General features: G+C 72.1%; 14 protein-coding genes. 4 read left to right on the forward strand and 10 right to left on the reverse strand.

Translation table 11 applies throughout. From position 1 onward, the window contains the following. Positions 1-16: 16 nt before the first annotated feature. Positions 17-1810, reverse strand: a complete 1794-nt coding sequence (locus tag Q5722_RS01305) for a helix-turn-helix domain-containing protein (RefSeq protein WP_305026401.1) — start codon at positions 1808-1810, stop codon at positions 17-19. Beyond that, positions 1807-4392, reverse strand: coding sequence for an FtsK/SpoIIIE family DNA translocase (locus Q5722_RS01310; RefSeq protein WP_305026402.1), 2586 nt, complete (start codon positions 4390-4392; stop codon positions 1807-1809). Before Q5722_RS01310 ends, Q5722_RS01305 begins: the two co-directional genes overlap by 4 nt. Positions 4393-4504: 112 nt before the next feature. Here Q5722_RS01310 and Q5722_RS01315 point away from each other — a divergent pair, with 112 nt between their 5' ends. Then, positions 4505-5212, forward strand: coding sequence for a lysoplasmalogenase (locus tag Q5722_RS01315; protein WP_305026403.1), 708 nt, complete (start codon positions 4505-4507; stop codon positions 5210-5212). On the opposite strand, the gene Q5722_RS01320 is transcribed toward Q5722_RS01315, so the two are convergent. From Q5722_RS01320 to Q5722_RS01350, 7 genes are read right to left on the reverse strand one after another with little or no spacing between them, the layout of a single operon-like run. Further along, positions 5213-6904, reverse strand: coding sequence for a ribonuclease J (locus Q5722_RS01320; RefSeq protein ID WP_305026404.1), 1692 nt, complete (start codon positions 6902-6904; stop codon positions 5213-5215). A gap of 25 nt (positions 6905-6929) precedes the next feature. Continuing rightward, a complete protein-coding gene (dapA, locus tag Q5722_RS01325; RefSeq protein ID WP_305026405.1) occupies positions 6930-7823 on the reverse strand; it encodes a 4-hydroxy-tetrahydrodipicolinate synthase in 894 nt (297 codons plus the stop codon). Between the two features lie 37 nt (positions 7824-7860). Beyond that, complete coding sequence (locus Q5722_RS01330) at positions 7861-9765, reverse strand: serine/threonine protein kinase (RefSeq protein WP_305026406.1); 1905 nt, start codon at positions 9763-9765, stop codon at positions 7861-7863. A 60-nt stretch (positions 9766-9825) separates the two neighbouring features. Continuing rightward, positions 9826-10308, reverse strand: coding sequence for a dihydrofolate reductase (locus tag Q5722_RS01335; RefSeq protein WP_305026407.1), 483 nt, complete (start codon positions 10306-10308; stop codon positions 9826-9828). Further along, positions 10305-11099 (reverse strand): thymidylate synthase, encoded by a 795-nt coding sequence (locus tag Q5722_RS01340; protein WP_305026408.1) that lies wholly within the window; start codon positions 11097-11099, stop codon positions 10305-10307. The genes Q5722_RS01335 and Q5722_RS01340 overlap by 4 nt, the downstream gene beginning before the upstream one ends. A gap of 4 nt (positions 11100-11103) precedes the next feature. Further along, entirely contained in the window at positions 11104-11904 is an 801-nt protein-coding gene (locus tag Q5722_RS01345) for an aminoglycoside adenylyltransferase domain-containing protein (protein WP_305026409.1), read from the reverse strand. Continuing rightward, positions 11901-12149 carry a hypothetical protein gene (locus tag Q5722_RS01350; RefSeq protein WP_305026410.1) on the reverse strand — a complete coding sequence of 83 codons (249 nt, stop codon included), beginning with the start codon at positions 12147-12149 and terminating at the stop codon, positions 11901-11903. The genes Q5722_RS01345 and Q5722_RS01350 overlap by 4 nt, the downstream gene beginning before the upstream one ends. Positions 12150-12178: 29 nt before the next feature. Here Q5722_RS01350 and Q5722_RS01355 point away from each other — a divergent pair, with 29 nt between their 5' ends. Next, on the forward strand, positions 12179-12709 hold the full coding sequence (locus tag Q5722_RS01355) for a bifunctional adenosylcobinamide kinase/adenosylcobinamide-phosphate guanylyltransferase (protein WP_305026411.1): 531 nt from the start codon (positions 12179-12181) through the stop codon (positions 12707-12709). Then, the gene (locus Q5722_RS01360) at positions 12706-13530 is read left to right on the forward strand and encodes an adenosylcobinamide-GDP ribazoletransferase (protein WP_305026412.1); all 825 of its coding nucleotides are present in this window, start codon (positions 12706-12708) and stop codon (positions 13528-13530) included. The genes Q5722_RS01355 and Q5722_RS01360 overlap by 4 nt, the downstream gene beginning before the upstream one ends. A 3-nt stretch (positions 13531-13533) precedes the next feature. Here Q5722_RS01360 and gcvT read toward each other — a convergent pair whose 3' ends face one another. Further along, the gene (gene gcvT / locus Q5722_RS01365) at positions 13534-14637 is read right to left on the reverse strand and encodes a glycine cleavage system aminomethyltransferase GcvT (protein ID WP_305026413.1); all 1104 of its coding nucleotides are present in this window, start codon (positions 14635-14637) and stop codon (positions 13534-13536) included. 33 nt (positions 14638-14670) lie between these two features. On the opposite strand from gcvT, the gene Q5722_RS01370 reads away from it, so the two are divergent. Then, entirely contained in the window at positions 14671-16149 is a 1479-nt protein-coding gene (locus tag Q5722_RS01370) for a leucyl aminopeptidase (RefSeq protein ID WP_305026414.1), read from the forward strand. Positions 16150-16204: the final 55 nt, after the last annotated feature.

Genomic DNA, 16204 nt, shown 5'->3' on the forward strand with positions numbered 1-16204 from the left:
CCGAGTCATGCCGCGCTCACTGCTTCGGCTTGAACGTCCTGCTCGTCTCGTCGGTCGCACCGTCGAGGACGCCCTTGTCCTTGCCGTCGACCGTCACCTGGACGGCGCCCTGGTCCTTGACCGACACGGTGAACGGCGGCATGACCGTCAGCTCCTGGCTGCCGAGCGCCGCGATCGAGCCGCGGAACGCCACGCCGTCGTCGTCCTTCACCACGACCCGCGCCCCGTCCTCGAGCCCCTCGAGGTGGAGCTTCACGGGCTGCGCGCCGATGTAGTTGGGCACACCGGAACCGTCCGGCCCGGCCACGATCGACGGAGCCGTCGGCGTACGCACCTCGGCCGGGTCGTCCATGACCAGCCGCGCGATCGACCAGGCGAGCACGACCGCCATGACCGCCGCGACGAGGACCGACCAGTTGGGACCGCCGCGCATCGACCGCATCCCGCCGGTGGCGCCGGAGGCCAGCTCCGCCTCGAAGACACGACGCGGGTTGATCTCGGCGTCGGCGTACCGCTCGTCGTAGGTCGCGAGCAGCGGCGCGGGGTCGAGACCGAGCACGCGGGCGAGGGTGCGGAGGTGGCCTCGGGCGTAGAAGTCGCCACCACAGGGCACGAAGTCGTCGACCTCGATGGACTCGATGACGTGCGGACGGATCCGGGTGCGCTCGGCGAGCTGCTCGACGGAGAGGCCGATGCGGGTGCGGGCAGCCTTGAGGTCGGGACCGATCACCGGGTCGGCGGCCGGCTGGACCGCGAAGTCGTCGATGACCAGCGGCTCGACCGTCTCGCGCAGCCGCGCGAGCGGGCGCACCCGGTCACCCCACGACGCCTTCTCCTCGACCAGGTCGACCGAGCCGGGACGACGGAGCTGGCGGCCGTCGAGCTGCTCGGCCGGGACCGAGGTGAGCTCGGCACGGCGCGGAGCACGCGCCTCGCGGAGCGGGGCGGGCGTCGGCGACGCGACGACCGGCGTGGCGGCCTCTGCTGCCGCAGTCTCCGCGGCGAGGCGAGCCTCCTCGGCAGCCTCCTCCTTCGAGGCACGACGCTCGGCGCGCGCCTCGGAACGGGCCTTGAGCGCGTCCGAGACGCTCGAGATGGCGTGGGCCACCGCCGGGCGCGGGTCGACGAGGTGACGCGACGAGCGCTCGTCCGCGGTGTCGGCGGTCGTCTCGACGACCTCTACCTCCACGGCGGCGCCGGACTGGTCGCGGACCAGCTCGACGACGCGCGCACCGCTGCCGGCGAGCTGGCGCAGGGACGTGGTGAGGTCCTCCTCCACGCCGGCGACGCGGGTCGACAGGCCGAGCGGCACGGCGAACGGCGAGCCGTAGAGGCGCTCAGCGAGCCGGCCCTGGCGGCGACCCGAGGCGTCGAACGAGGCGAGGACGCGCTCGGCGTTGCGCGGCACCAGCGTCAGGCGACCGTCGCGACCGAAGCCCGTGCTCGGCGCGACCTCGACGGAGGCCAGGCCGCCCCACGGGATCCCGCGCCATGCGCGGCCGAGACGGATCCGGACGCCCTGGGTGTCGGCGACCATCAGCGGCGTACGCGCGTCGACGAAGGCATGCAGGTAGTAGGCACCGAGGACACCGAGCACGGCGGCCAGCGCCCAGTCGAAGACCGAGGCCGTGGACACCGCCCGGGCGAGATAGCCGATGGCGACCGCACACGACGCGCCGCCGAGCAGCGCGGCCAGGCCGCCGTTGCGGCGTACCTCGACGGCGTCGGGCGCAGCCGACAGCATCACGGACGAGGTCGACTCGCGCCCCGACTCGTGGTCGTCGTACGGCATGGCTTCGTTGGTGCTCACATCTCCCCCTGCAGGGTCGCGATGACGGAATCGACTTCATCAGGCTTCACGAGGACGTCGCGGGCCTTGGAGCCCTCGGAGGGTCCGACGACGCCGCGGCTCTCGAGGATGTCCATGAGGCGGCCGGCCTTGGCGAAGCCGACGCGCAGCTTGCGCTGGAGCATCGAGGTCGAGCCGAACTGCGTCGACACGACGAGCTCGACCGCCTGGATGACCAGGTCCAGGTCATCGCCGATGTCGTCGTCGAGGACCTTGCTGGACGCCGCCGGGGCGGTGACCTCCTCGATGTACGTCGGCTCGAGCTGGCCCTTGACGTGCTTGACGACGGCGTCGATCTCCTTGTCGCCGACCCAGGCGCCCTGGACGCGGATCGGCTTGGAGGCGCCCATCGGGAGGAAGAGGCCGTCACCCTGGCCGACCAGCTTCTCCGCACCCGGCTGGTCGAGGACGACGCGGGAGTCGGCGAGGCTGGAGGTCGCGAACGCGAGGCGCGACGGCACGTTGGCCTTGATCAGACCGGTGACGACGTCGACCGACGGGCGCTGCGTGGCCAGGATCAGGTGGATGCCGGCCGCACGCGCGAGCTGCGTGATGCGGACGACCGACGCCTCGACGTCGCGCGGGGCGACCATCATCAGGTCCGCGAGCTCGTCGATGACCACGAGCAGGTACGGGTACGGCGCGAGCACGCGCTCCGAGCCCGCCGGCACCTCGACCTGACCGGCCTTGACCGCCTTGTTGAAGTCGTCGATGTGGCGGAAGCCGAAGTTGGCCAGGTCGTCGTAGCGCATGTCCATCTCGCGACAGACCCACTCGAGCGCCTCGGCGGCCTTCTTGGGGTTGGTGATGATCGGCGTGATCAGGTGCGGGACGCCCTCGTAGGCCGTCAGCTCGACCCGCTTGGGGTCGACCATGATCATCCGCACCTCGTCCGGCGTGGACCGCATGAGGAGCGAGGTGATCATCGAGTTGATGAAGGACGACTTGCCGGAGCCGGTGGCACCGGCGACGAGCATGTGCGGCATCTTCGCGAGGTTCGCGACCACGAAGCCACCCTCGACGTCCTTGCCGAGGCCGACGACCATCGGGTGCGGGCTGTTGCGCGCCGCGTTGGAGCGGAGCACGTCGCCGAGGGAGACGATCTCCTTGTCCGGGTTGGGGATCTCCACACCGACCGCGGACTTGCCGGGGATCGGGCTGAGGATCCGGACGTCGGCGCTGGCGACGGCATACGCGATGTTCTTCTGGATGCCGAGGATCTTCTCGACCTTGACGCCCGTGCCGACCTCGACCACGTAGCGGGTGACCGTCGGACCACGCGTGTAGTCGGTGACCTGGGCATCGATGCCGAACTCGTCGAGGACCCCCTGCAGGCGGCCGACGATCTCGTCGCTGGCCTTCGTGCGCGTCTGGTGCGCGTCACCGGCCTTCAGGACGGTCGAGTCCGGCAGCGTGTAGGTGATGTCGCCCGAGAGCGAGAGCTGCTCGACGCGCTGGGGCAGCTGCGAGTGCGGCGGCGGCTCGAGGTCGCCCTTCTCCTTGGGCTCGGCCTTGGGGCGCGGCTTCGGGGCGACCTTGGAGACCAGGCCGGCGATCGGGCCGGTCGGCTCGTCGTCGGGGGTCGCCGTGCCGGTGAACGAGGTGGCGACGTCGACGGCGTCGGCCTCCTCGATGCCGGTGGCGAGGCGCTTGCGCTTCCTGACCTCGCGCTCCTCGAGCATGGGGGTCTCGAACGGCTCCAGCTCACCCACGGTGTGGTTGCGGCCGCGCTGGAGCGCCATCGGCTGCTGGTCGTGGAGGTGGTGAGTGCCGAGCAGGGTGTCACGCAGCTCGCGGAGGCGAGTGGGGATCAGGTAGACCGGCGTCGCGCTGATCACGAGGATCCCGAAGACGGAGACCAGCGCGAGCAGCGGGACGACCACGTACGGCGTCTGGAGCAGGTCCATCAGCAGCGAGCTGACCACGAACCCGACGGCACCGCCCGCGGCCTGCAGCCCCGCGACGTCACCGGGCTCGGGGCTGCCGTTGGCGATGTCGACGATGCCCAGGATGCCGAAGACGAGCGCGGACCAGCCGATCACCTGGCGCCCGACCGGGCCGTTGCGCTCGGGGTCGCGCAGCGTGCGCCAGCCCATGAACCACAGCGCCAGCGGGACGAACCAGGCGACCTTGCCGACCGAGCCGGCGACGATCGTGCGGGTGCCCTCCATGACCGACCCCGGGAGGTCCCACCAGACAGCGGCGGCCACGACGATGCCGAGGCCGATCAGCGACAGTCCGACCCCGTCGCGGCGGTGCTCCGGCTCGAGCTCGCCGGCCGTGTGGCCGATCGAGCGAGCGATGGAGCCGACGCCGGCAGCCAGGCCCATCCACACCGCGGCGAGCGCGCGGAAGAGGGCCTGGAAGGCACGGAAGATCGGGCCAGGTCCGTTGCGGACGGCTCGCGGTGCCGGACGGGCCTGGGAAGGCTTCCGCGCGGACGACGAGGGTCGCTTGGCCTGGCTGCCAGTACTACGGGTCCGAGGCGCAGGAGACGTGCTCTTGCTCCGCGAACCCGTCGGGGAAGACGTACGGGTCGCCATGCTCAGCACCCTAGGCGATCGCCCCATCCGTCACAGGGACCACAGAGTGCGTGTCGCGCCCCGTTCGTCACGCGCCATCCGGAGGCCTGCGGGATCTGCGAGGATCCGCGGCATGACTGTCTGCGCGTGGGTCCTCTTCGCCGTGCTGGCCGTGTCCGACTGGGTGGCGGTCGCGGTCGGCTCCAAGCGCGCCGAGGCGTTCCTCAAGCCCGCTGCCACGCTCGCACTGCTCGCGGTGCCGGCGGTAGCGATCGCGGCGGAGCCGGCCACCTTCCTCGGACCCGGCGGGATCATCGGGGGCGAGGGGCACGTGGTCATCGTCAGCCCGTGGCTCTTCGTCGCCCTCGGCTTCGGGCTGCTCGGCGACATCCTGCTGCTGTCGGACTCGGTCCCCCGCTTCAAGGCCGGACTCGCGGCGTTCCTGGTCGGACACCTGGCGTACCTGCTCGCCTTCGTGGACGCGGGTGCGGACTGGTGGACCTTCCACGCGGCCGCCGGCGGCTTCGGCGCGTGGCTCTTCGCGGCCCTCATGGTCGCGGCACTGGGCTTCACCAAGGACGTCCTGCCGAACACGTGGAAGTCCGGCGGCCCCGGGCTCGCCATCCCGGTCGCGCTCTACACCCTGGTCATCGCCACGATGCTCGGCTTCGCCTTCGGCACCGGCCAGTGGCTGATCGTGCTCGGCGCGGTGATCTTCGTGGCGAGCGACTCCGTCCTCGCGCGGGACCGGTTCGTCGCTCCCCTCCCCCGCGGCCACCTGCTGGTGATGGTCACCTACCTGGTCGGCCAGGCGCTGATCGTGGCCGGCCTGCTGGGCTGATCAGGCCTCGATGATGACCGGCACGATCATCGGACGACGCTTCACCTTCGTGCCCACCCAGCGGCCGATGGTGCGGCGTACGGCCTGCTGCAGCTGGTGCTGGTCGTCGCAGCCCTCGGCGAGGAGGTTGTCCACGGCCGTGACGATCTTCGGCTTGATCTCGTCGAAGACGGCCTCGTCCTCGGCGAAGCCGCGCGCGTGGATCTCCGGCCCGGAGAGGACCTTGCCGTTGGCGAGGTCGACCACCGTGATGACGGTGATGAAGCCCTCCTCGCCGAGGATCCGGCGGTCCTTGAGGTCGGCCTCGGTGATGTCGCCGATGCTCGAGCCGTCGACGAAGACGTACCCGCAGTCGACCTTGCCGGCGATCTGCGCCTTGCCGTCGACCAGGTCGACGACGACGCCGTCCTCGGCGATCACCACGTGCTCGTCCGGTACGCCGGTCGCCTTGGCGAGGGCGGCGTTGGCCTGCATGTGCCGGATCTCGCCGTGCACCGGCAGGACGTTCCGCGGCTGCACGATGTTGTAGCAGTAGAGGAGCTCGCCGGCGGAGGCGTGGCCGGAGACGTGCACGTTGGCGTTGCCCTTGTGCACGACGTTGGCGCCCCAGCGGGCGAGGCCGTTGATCACGCGGTAGACGGAGTTCTCGTTGCCCGGGATCAGCGACGAGGCGAAGACGACGGTGTCGCCCTCCTCGATGTGCACGAAGTTGTGGTTGCGCTGCGCGATCCGGCTGAGCGCCGAGAGCGGCTCGCCCTGCGAGCCGGTCGAGATCAGCACCTGCTTCTCGGGCGGCAGCTGCGCGAGCTCCTTGGCCTCGACCACGACGCCGGCGGGCACGTGGAGGTAGCCGAGCTCCTGGGCGATCGCCATGTTGCGCACCATCGAGCGGCCGACGTAGCCGACCTTGCGGCCATGGGCGGCAGCCGCGTCGAGCACCTGCTGGACGCGGTGAACGTGCGAGGCGAAGCAGGCGACGATGATCCGCTGCGAGCTCTGGTGGAAGACCCGGTCCAGGACGGGGGCGATCGACTTCTCCGCGGTGGTGAAGCCAGGCACCTCGGCGTTGGTCGAGTCGGTCATGAAGAGGTCCACGCCCTCCTCGCCGAGCCGGGCGAAGGCACGCAGGTCGGTGATCCGGCCGTCCAGCGGCAGCTGGTCCATCTTGAAGTCGCCGGTGTGCAGCACGAGACCGGCCCCGGTGCGGATCGCGACGGCCAGTGCGTCCGGGATCGAGTGGTTGACCGCGACGAACTCGAGGTCGAACGGCCCGAACGAGACCCGGTCGCCCTCCTTGACCACGTGGTGCACGGTCTCGCGCAGGCGGTGCTCCCGCAGCTTGGAGCCCAGGAGCGCCAGGGTCAGCTCGGAGCCCACCAGCGGGATGTCCTGCCGCTCCCGCAGGAGGTACGGCGTCGCGCCGATGTGGTCCTCGTGGCCGTGCGTGAGCACCAGCGCCTCGACCGCGTCGAGCTTCGAGCGGATCGAGGACCAGTCGGGGAGGATCAGGTCGACGCCCGGGTGGTTCTCCTCCGGGAACAGCACGCCGCAGTCCACGATCAGCAGCCGGCCGGCGTACTCGAAGGCCGTCATGTTGCGGCCCACCTCACCCAGACCGCCCAGCGGGATGACGCGCAGGGCTCCCTCGGGGAGCTCGGCGGGGGCGGAGAGTTCCAGGTGCGGGTGGCTCATGGGGTCCTTGTCGTGGAGGTCGGGGTCAGAGGAGGCCGGAGGCGACGAGCCCGGCGCGCAGCGCGGCGTACTCCTCGTCGTCGAGGGCCATCAGCGGCGAGCGCACGGCCCGGTTGTCGAGGACACCGAGGGCCTGCAGGGCGCCCTTGGCCGTCGTTGCGCCGTAGTTGGGCACGCCCATGACGGCCTCGAGCGCCGGACGGAGCTTCGCGTCGATCTGCTGCGCGGTGGCGAGGTCGCCGGCGAGGAAGGCCTCGATCATCGCGGAGAGCTGCGTACCCGCCGCATGGCCCAGCACGGAGACGACACCGCAGGCGCCGTAGGCCAGGAAGCCCAGGGTCAGCGCGTCGTCACCGGAGTAGACGTCGTAGCCCAGGCTCCGCAGCAGCACCGTGTTGGTGACGTCGGCGGTGGCGTCCTTGACGGCGATCACCTTGTCGTTGTCGGCGAACGCCTCGTACGTCGACGGCGCGAGGCGGGTGCCCGTGCGGCCGGGGACGTCGTAGAGCATGACCGGCACGTCGGTGGCGTCCACGACCTGCTGGAAGTGGTGCACGATGCCGGCCTGGCTGGGCTTGTTGTAGTACGGCGTGACGAGCAGCAGCCCGTCGGCGCCGAGCTTCGCGGCCTGCTCGGCCAGCTCGATGGAGTGCGGCGTGTCGTTGGTGCCGACACCGGCGATCACCTTGGCACGGTCGCCGACCGCGTCCTTGACCGCCGCGAGCGTGCGGCCGTCCTCGGCCACGGTCGTCGTCGCGGACTCACCGGTCGTGCCGGACACGACGATGCCGTCGTTGCCGTTGTCGACCAGGTGGAGGGCCGTGCGCGCGATCGCGTCGAGGTCGAGCTCGCCGGTCGGCGTGAAGGCCGTTGCCATCGCGGTCAGCACACGGCCGAAGGGAGCGGCGGGAGCAGTCATGGGGCAAGGCTATCGCTCGCGCACCCGCGACGTGGGGTCAGCCGAGCGCCGTGGACGGCTCGACGACCACGTGGGTGCGTCCGTAGTCGCGACGGGCGGGGTTACGGGCCTCGATGCTCACGGCGTACGGAGCGTCGGAGTACACCGCGGTCCAGCGGAACGCCCGGTCCGAGCCGTCGTTCGCGTGCCAGGTCCACTGCGTGCCGGCACGCTCGCCCCGCAGCGACCAGGGGCTCCCGTCGCCCTTGTGGGCGACCAGCTGACGGGCGTGCTGCTGGCTGTCCCAGTGCGTCAGGACCACCCGGTAGCCGTTGCGCTCGCAGGTCCAGCGCTCGCGGCGGTGGGGCATCGTCGCGCTGCCCTTCGCGCAGTCGTCCTTGCCCACGATCGGGAAGAGCCGCGCGAGTGCCTTGGTCGCGTCGTCCGACGGCACGCGCCCGTTGGCACTCGCGTGCGGGAGGCTGCTCGCCGCCGGGTTCGCGTCACCGGCATCGAGGGCCTTGAAGTGACGCACTCCCCACACGCTCACGACGGCGAGCGTGCCGAGGACGGCGGCCACGGACAGTCCACGGGCGGCACCCTTGACCCGCTTCGCCCCGCGGTCACGCATCCGCGAGACCGCGCGGCCGGCAGCCCAGTGGTCGATCGCCGTGCGCATCGCGGGCTCCACCGACTCCTCGTTCCCGACGTGTGCGGCTGGGTGCGCGGCTCCCGGGTCGACGGCGGCCTTCGGCTCGGGCTCCTCCGGCGGACGGAGGCTCTCGATCGGCGCCCAGCCGGCAGCGACCTCGGCCAGCGCCGACCGCTCGGTGGGCGAGGTGCTGAGCACCGCCGCCTCGCGGGCCGCGAAGGCGGCGCGCGCCTTGGCCAGCGCCGGCTCCTCCACGTCCGGCGCCGCGACCGGCTCCTCCGCGACCGAGGGATCCTCCGGCTCCGCGGAGTCGTGCGACTCCGCCGGGACCGGACCCGCAGCCGCGACCGTCCGCGCCACCGGGTCCTCCGGCGCGACGTCCGACGGCACCGGCCGCCCCGGCTCGGGGGCGAGAGCGGATGCCTCGACCTCCGGCACGGCGTCGTCATGGAGCGGGACCAACCGCTCCGGCAGCGCCCCGGCAGCACCGTCTCGCGCGAGCGTCGCGATCGCGCGCAGCGTGCCGACGAGGGCCGCGACGTCGCGGTAGCGCGCAGCAGGGTCCTTGGCGAGGGCGGTGCGCAGGACGGCGTTGACCGCCTCCTCGACGGCCCCGTCACCGGCCACCTGCGGCACCTCGGCCGCCCGGTGCCCGACGTACGTCGGGTACGGCGTCCGGCCGGTGAGCGCGAGCCAGAGCAGGCAGCCGAGGGAGTAGATGTCCGCGCGGACGGTGGGCTCACCGCCGTGGTGCAGCTCGGGCGCGCCGTAGTCCAGCGCTTCCTGCTTCTGGGTGCCGAAGAGGGCGCTGGTGCCCAGGAGCGCCGGCAGGATCCCGGCGTCGCGCAGGGTCGCGACCACCCGTCCCTCGCGCTCGGCCACCAGCACCCGGCGCGGCCCGAGGGCCCCGTCGACGAGGCCGGCGTGGTGGAGGTGCCCGATGCCCGCGCCGACCTGCGCGATGAGCTCGAGCGCGTCCACGGGCGGGATGCCGTCGGGCTCGGCGACGCGGGTCAGGTCGACGGCGCCGGCCACCGAGCCGCTCGCGAAGAACGGCTGACCGTCGATCTCGCCGAACTCGTGCAGGCGCAGGACGTGGTCGGAGTCGAGCCGGCGCAGGACGCGCGCGACGCGGACGACCTCCTCGCGCTGGCCGGCCTCGTTGACGATGTGCGGCATGACCAGCCAGAGCGTGCGCGGCTGGCCGGTCCGGACCTCGACGGCCTCCACGACCGTTCCGGCGCCGTGGTACGCCGGAGCCCCCGTCATCCGGTAACGGCCGAACACCACTCCGGGCCCAGGTTCAAGCATGGGCGGAAGACTAGCCACCGACCCACCCCATTCATGCCAGAAACGGCAGGATGTCCCGGACTATCTCCGCTCGAGCCAGACGAAGGAGTACGCCGGGTCCCCCGCGTGGTCCTCGCGGCGCGTCTCCACCCACTCTCCGGCCTCGAACTCGGGGTAGAAGGTGTCGCCCTCGGGAGCCAGGTCGACCTCGGTGAGGATCTGGTGCGTCGCCAGTGGCAGTGCCTGGGCGTAGATCTGCGCGCCGCCCATGATCACGGTGTCGCCGGTGTGCCCCGCCGCGAGCTCGACGGCCTCCGCCAGGGATCCCGCGGTGAAGACGTTGTCGTGCGACCACTCCGGGTCGCGCGTGACCACGATGTTGGTGCGGAACGGCAGCGGGTGGCCGATCGAGTCGAAGGTCTTGCGGCCCATGATGATCGTGTGGCCCCGGGTGACCGCCCGGAAGTGCTTGAGGTCCTCCGGGATCGACCACGGGATGTCGCCGTCGAGCCCGATGACGTGGTTGCGGGCGACCGCAGCCACCATGACGACGTGCTTGCTCATACGGCGATCGGGGCCTTGATCGCCGGGTACGGGTCGTAGCCCTCGACGGAGATGTCCTCGAGCTCGAAGGCGTCGATCTCCTTCACCTCGGGGTTGAGCACCAAGGTGGGCAGCGGGCGCGGCGTGCGCGTGAGCTGCAGCCGCGCCTGCTCGACGTGGTTGGAGTACAGGTGCGCGTCGCCGAGGGTGTGCACGAAGTCGCCGACCTCCAGGCCGGTGACCTGGGCGACCATGTGGGTCAGGAGCGCGTAGGAGGCGATGTTGAACGGCACACCGAGGAAGATGTCCGCCGAGCGCTGGTAGAGCTGGCAGCTCAGCTTCCCGTCAGCGACGTAGAACTGGAAGAGCGAGTGGCACGGCGGCAGCGCCATGTTGTCGACCTCCGCCGGGTTCCAGGCGGAGACGATGTGCCGACGGCTGTCCGGGTTGGACCGGATCTGGTCGATGACCTGGGCCAGCTGGTCGATGTGCCGGCCGTCGGGCGCGGGCCACGAGCGCCACTGCGCGCCGTAGACAGGGCCGAGGTCGCCGTTGTCGTCGGCCCACTCGTCCCAGATCGTGATGCCGCGCTCCTGGAGCCACCGTACGTTGGTGTCGCCGCGCAGGAACCACAGCAGCTCGCCGAAGACCGACCGCGTGTGGATCTTCTTGGTGGTCAGCAGGGGGAAGCCGGCCGAGAGGTCGAAGCGCATCTGGTGGCCGAACACGCTGCGTGTGCCCGTGCCGGTGCGGTCACCCTTCTCGGTGCCCTCCTCGAGGACGCGGGTGAGGAGGTCGAGATAGGTCTGCACGGGCTCAGCCTAGGTCAGGCGCGCACGCCGCCGACGCAACGACGTGCGCGACGAACGCCGCGACGTCGCGGCCGCGCTCGGCCGGGTCGGCGTACGACGGCGGGAGGGCGCGGTCCTCCGCAGAGGCACCGCGCAGGCGGAGCGCGTCGCGGAGCACGGGGTGCCACCGCTCGTCCATCGTGGCCAGGGCCCAGCGGCCGGCCTGCGACTTGGCGGACTGCTCGCCCGTCACCAGCAGGTGGTGCATGCGGGCGGCGCCGAGCACGTGCCAGGTCGCGTCGTCGGTGGAGGACTCGGCCGGGAACTTCTCGAGCGACGCGGCGATGCCGGCCCACTCCCCCGTGAGGCAGTCGCGGGTGAAGGCGCGGAGCCGCGCGGCGTCGGTCCACACGGGTGGCAGCTCACCCCGGACCGGCACCGAGTGGAGCGCCAGCTCGTGCCAGCCGACGGGCGTGACGTCGAAGCGGCCCGCGGGGTCGAACCAGCCGTGCAGGATGCACGGGAGGTCCGGGCAGTCGTCGGGGTCCAGCGCCAGGTCCTCGGCGTACACGTGAAAGCCGTCGAGCGGCGCACCGGCCGTCGAGTCCGCGAGCAGCGCGTGCGACTCCTCCAGCGCAGTGAGGTCGTCGTCCGACGGGCGTCGCGCCAGGACGGCCACCATGTCGACGTCGCTCACGCCCGGCACGAACTCGTCGAACCCGAGGCCACCCCGGACGTGGAGCCCCACGACCAGGCCCGGCGCCACGTCGTCGACGAGCCCCAGCCACGACGAACAGACGTCGACGACCTCCGGAGGGAGGCTCACGCTTCCAGCGACATCGGGCCGTAGACCTCGCGGTCGGCCTCGAAGAGCGTCACGGCGGCGACGCCCGCGGCCGCGAGGTCGGGCCAGAACTCCCCCACCCACGACTCGGCGTCCGCCTGGCTCGGGAAGGTCTTGTCCGCCAGGTCGGCCGCTGCCTCCACGACGCCACCGGCGCCGTCCTCGAGGCGCCAGCGCCAGGGGTGGGCCTCCGTCGAGCGGGCTCCGGACTGGTCGAAGTCGTTCATGGCTCCACCCTAGGCGGTAGGTTCCCCGCGTGAAGACGTTGGTGATCGGGGGCGCCCGCTCGGGCAAGAGCCGGTACGCCGAGTCCCTGCTGCTCGAGCGTCCCGACACCACCTACGTGGCGACCGGCTACCCCGCGGCCGAGGACGACGCCGCCTGGGCCGACCGGGTGGCGCTGCACCGGGCACGGCGGCCGTCGACCTGGACCGTCGAGGAGACGCTCGACCTCCGGGCACTGCTCGAGGCCCCCGGCGGACCACTGCTGGTCGACTGCATGACCCTGTGGCTCACGCGGACGATGGACCGCCACGACGTGTGGACCGAGGACGGCTGGACGCTGGGCGCGGCGGACCTCCGCACCGACGTCGCGGCGCTGGCCGATGCGGTCGCACGGTCCGGTCGCGACCTCGTGCTCGTCACCAACGAGGTCGGTCAGGGCGTCGTCCCGGCGGATGCCGGCACCAGGCGCTTCGTCGACGAGATGGGTGCGCTCAACAGTGCCCTGGGCGACGTCGTCGACGACGTCGTCTGGTGCATCGCCGGTCGGCAGGTCCGGCTGTGAGCGGCCCCGAGACGCGCGTGGTGCGGCCCGCGCTCTTCGACCCGTTCCGGCTGCTGTTCGGGACCCTCACCGTCCTGCCCGTGCAGCCTCCGCGGGTGGTCAACCGGGTCGTCGCGGGGAGGGCGATGACACTGGCCCCGGTGGCCGGCATCGTGCTCGCACTGCTCGTCGGCGTACCCCTGCAGCTGGCCTGGCGCTGGGGGCACGGGTCCAGCGCGCTCCTTGCGGTGCTGGTCGTGGGAGCGCTCGCCGTCCTGACCCGGGCCATGCACCTGGACGGCCTCGCGGACGTGGCCGACGGCCTCGGCTCCGGACGCCGCGGCGACGACGCCCTCGCGATCATGAAGAAGTCGGACATCGGACCCTTCGGCGTCGCGACGCTCGTCCTCGTCCTGCTCGTGCAGGTCGTCGCGCTCAGCGACCTCGTCGCCACCGGACGCGGCTTCGCGGCCGTCGTCGTGGCGCTCGTCGCGAGCCGCACGATGCTGCCCGTGCTGTGCGGCCCCCGCTTCCGGGCCGCCCGGCCCGGCGGCCTCGGTGCGGCCGTGTCCGGCAGCGTGTCGACCCGTGGGGTCGCGGTCGCGCTGGCTCTCGCCATCGGCCTCGTGCTCGCAGCGACCGGCCTCTTCGGCATCCCCGGCTGGATGGACCCGCCGCGCGTGGAGGAAGCCGTGCTCGCGGCCCTCGGCGGCACCGCCTGCGGACACCTCCTGGCATGGCGCGCGGTGTCACGGTTCGGGGGCACCACCGGCGACGTCTACGGCGCGGTCGTCGAGACGACGTTCACCGCGACCCTAGCGCTGGCGGCGTTCTTCCTCTAGCGGTCAGTCCGCGCGGACGCTCGTCTCCACGAACGGCGGCTTCACGACGTCGAAGACCTCGGCGCGTCCCCGGATGTCGACGGTGACCTGCTGGCCCTCCTCGACCGTGGCGGCGATCAGCGCGAGGGCGATGCCCTTCTTCAGCGTCGGCGAGAACGTGCCGGAGGTGACCTCGCCCAGGACGACATCGTGGGTGAGGTGCACGGCCATGTGCGGGCGCGGGATGCCACGGCCGGCGGCGACGAGGCCGCGCAGGATCCGCTTGGGGCCCGCCTCCTTCTCGGCGACCAGCACGTCCCTGCCCCAGAACGCCGGCTTCTTCCAGCCGACGGCCCAGCCGACCCGACCCTCGTTGGGGGTGACGGTCGGCGAGATGTCCTGGCCGTGGAGCGGGTAGCCCATCTCCGTGCGGAGCGTGTCGCGGGCACCGAGGCCGCACGGGGCGATGCCGAACTCCTCACCGGCCGCCATCAGCGCGTCCCAGACCGCACCCGCCGCGGCGTTGGCCACGATCAGCTCGTAGCCGCGCTCACCGGTGTAGCCCGTCCGGCAGACCACGACGCCGGTGCCCTCGAAGTCGGCCTCGACGAACGCCATGTAGTCGTGCCCCGTCGGCAGGCCCACCTTCGCCAGGGTCTCGTCCGACTTCGGGCCCTGCACCGCGAGGACGGCGTACTCCTCGTGGTGGTTGACGACCTCCACACCCTCCGGAGCCTTGGCGGCCAGCCGCCGCACGACCTCGGTGGTGTTGGCGGCGTTGGGGACGAGCAGGACGTGGTTGTCGTCCTTGTAGTAGGCGATGAGGTCGTCGACGATGCCGCCGGTCTCCTCGTCACAGCAGAGGGTGTACTGGGCCTGTCCCGGGCCGATGCGGTCGAGGTCGTTGGTGAGGGTCGCGTTGACGTACGCCGCCGCGCCCTCGCCGGTGACCATGGCCTTGCCGAGGTGGCTGACGTCGAAGATGCCGACACCGTTGCGGACCGCGTCGTGCTCCGCCACCACACCGGAGGGGTACTGCAGCGGCATCGACCAGCCGCCGAACTCCGAGAACTTCGCCCCGAGGGCGACGTGGCGGTCGTGGAGCGGCGAGGTCAGCAGGTCAGTCATGGCGCTGAACCTACAACGAGTAAGTTGCGTCGCGTGACGACCTACCTGCTGCGTGCCGCGAGCCCCGCCAAGACCAAGGCTGACGCCGTCGTCGTCGGCGTCGTGACGTCCGACAAGGGCGCACGCCTCGCAGCAGGCGGCGAGGACGTCGCGGCGGCGTACGGGCGCAAGCTCGCACCCCTGCTCGCCACGCTCGGCGTCACCGGCAAGGCAGGCGAGAGCGCCAAGATCCCCACCGCCGGCACGATCGGCTCTCCGCTGCTCGTCCTGGTGGGCATGGGCGACGCGGACGCTGTCACCCCCGACGCCGTACGCCGCGCGGCCGGCGCCGCTGCCCGCGCCGTCCCCAACGCCGCCACCGTCGCCCTCGCGCTCCCCGCGACCGATCCCGGCCTCGTCGCCGCCGTCACGGAGGGACACCTCCTGGGCGGCTATGCGTTCAACCGCTACCGCAAGGACTCGGCCAGCCCCTCGAAGGACGCTCCCGAGGTGATCGTCCTCGCCGCCGGCGCCCGCCAGAAGGAGACGGTGGCGGCGTTCGAGAAGGCCCAGCTCGTCGCGGCGGCGACGGCGTGGGTGCGCGACCAGGTCAACACACCCGCCAACGACCTCTTCCCCGCGACGCTCGCCGAGGCCATGGTCAGGGACCTCCCCCAGGGGGTCACCGCCGAGGTCTGGGACGCCGACCGCCTCCGTGAGGAGCGCTGCGGCGGCGTGCTCGCCGTCGGCGGCGGCTCTGCCAACCCGCCGCGTCTCGTGAAGCTCACGTGGTCCCCCGAGGGCGCCACGCAGCACGTCGCCCTGGTCGGCAAGGGCATCACGTTCGACACCGGCGGCTACTGGATCAAGCCGTCGTCCTCCATGACGACGATGAAGTCCGACATGGCCGGTGCGGCCACCGTCGTCGCGGCGATCACCACGATCGCCCGCCTCGGCCTGCCCGTGCGCGTGACCGCCTGGGCCCCGCTCGCGGAGAACATGATCAGCGGGTCCGCCATGCGCCCCGGCGACGTCATGACCGCCCGCAACGGGACCACGGTCGAGATCGTCAACACCGACGCCGAGGGTCGTCTCGTCCTGTGCGACGCGCTCGCGCTCGCCGCGGAGGAGGAGCCGGATGCGATCGTCGACATCGCCACGCTCACGGGCGCGATGGTGATGGCGCTCGGCGACCGGATCGCCGGTGTGATCGGAGACGACGAGGTCGTCGCGGGCCTTACCGCCGCCTCCGAGGTGGCCGGGGAGCCGTTGTGGCGGATGCCGATCCCCGAGGAGATGCGCGGCCGGGTGCGGTCCAGCAAGGTCGCGGACCTGGCCCACTACGACGGCGTGCGCTGGGGCGGCGGGCTGTTCGCCGCGGCGTACCTCCGCGAGTTCGTCGACGGTCGCCCGTGGGGACACCTCGACATCGCCGGCCCGTCGTGGGCCTCGGCCCCGTCCGGACACGTCACGGCCGGCGGCACCGGCTTCGGTGTCAGCACCCTGGTCGAGTACGTCGCCGGCCTGGCCTGACCTGCTCCCGGCTCCTCCCGCTGCCGGTCGAGCGCCGGTACGCGTCGCCGGCCGG

This window comes from Nocardioides jiangxiensis, assembly GCF_030580915.1.
Taxonomy (GTDB): Bacteria; Actinomycetota; Actinomycetes; order Propionibacteriales; family Nocardioidaceae; genus Nocardioides; species Nocardioides jiangxiensis.

What these genes read in the sequence shown, in the direction of transcription:
- Q5722_RS01310 (WP_305026402.1), bottom strand. Translation starts at nt 4,392, where the DNA reads ATGGCGACCCGTACGTCTTCCCCGACGGGTTCGCGGAGCAAGAGCACG.
- gcvT (WP_305026413.1), bottom strand. Translation starts at nt 14,637, where the DNA reads ATGACTGACCTGCTGACCTCGCCGCTCCACGACCGCCACGTCGCCCTC.
- Q5722_RS01335 (WP_305026407.1), bottom strand. Translation starts at nt 10,308, where the DNA reads ATGAGCAAGCACGTCGTCATGGTGGCTGCGGTCGCCCGCAACCACGTC.
- Q5722_RS01320 (WP_305026404.1), bottom strand. Translation starts at nt 6,904, where the DNA reads ATGAGCCACCCGCACCTGGAACTCTCCGCCCCCGCCGAGCTCCCCGAG.
- dapA (WP_305026405.1), bottom strand. Translation starts at nt 7,823, where the DNA reads ATGACTGCTCCCGCCGCTCCCTTCGGCCGTGTGCTGACCGCGATGGCA.
- Q5722_RS01350 (WP_305026410.1), bottom strand. Translation starts at nt 12,149, where the DNA reads ATGAACGACTTCGACCAGTCCGGAGCCCGCTCGACGGAGGCCCACCCC.
- Q5722_RS01315 (WP_305026403.1), top strand. Translation starts at nt 4,505, where the DNA reads ATGACTGTCTGCGCGTGGGTCCTCTTCGCCGTGCTGGCCGTGTCCGAC.
- Q5722_RS01330 (WP_305026406.1), bottom strand. Translation starts at nt 9,765, where the DNA reads ATGCTTGAACCTGGGCCCGGAGTGGTGTTCGGCCGTTACCGGATGACG.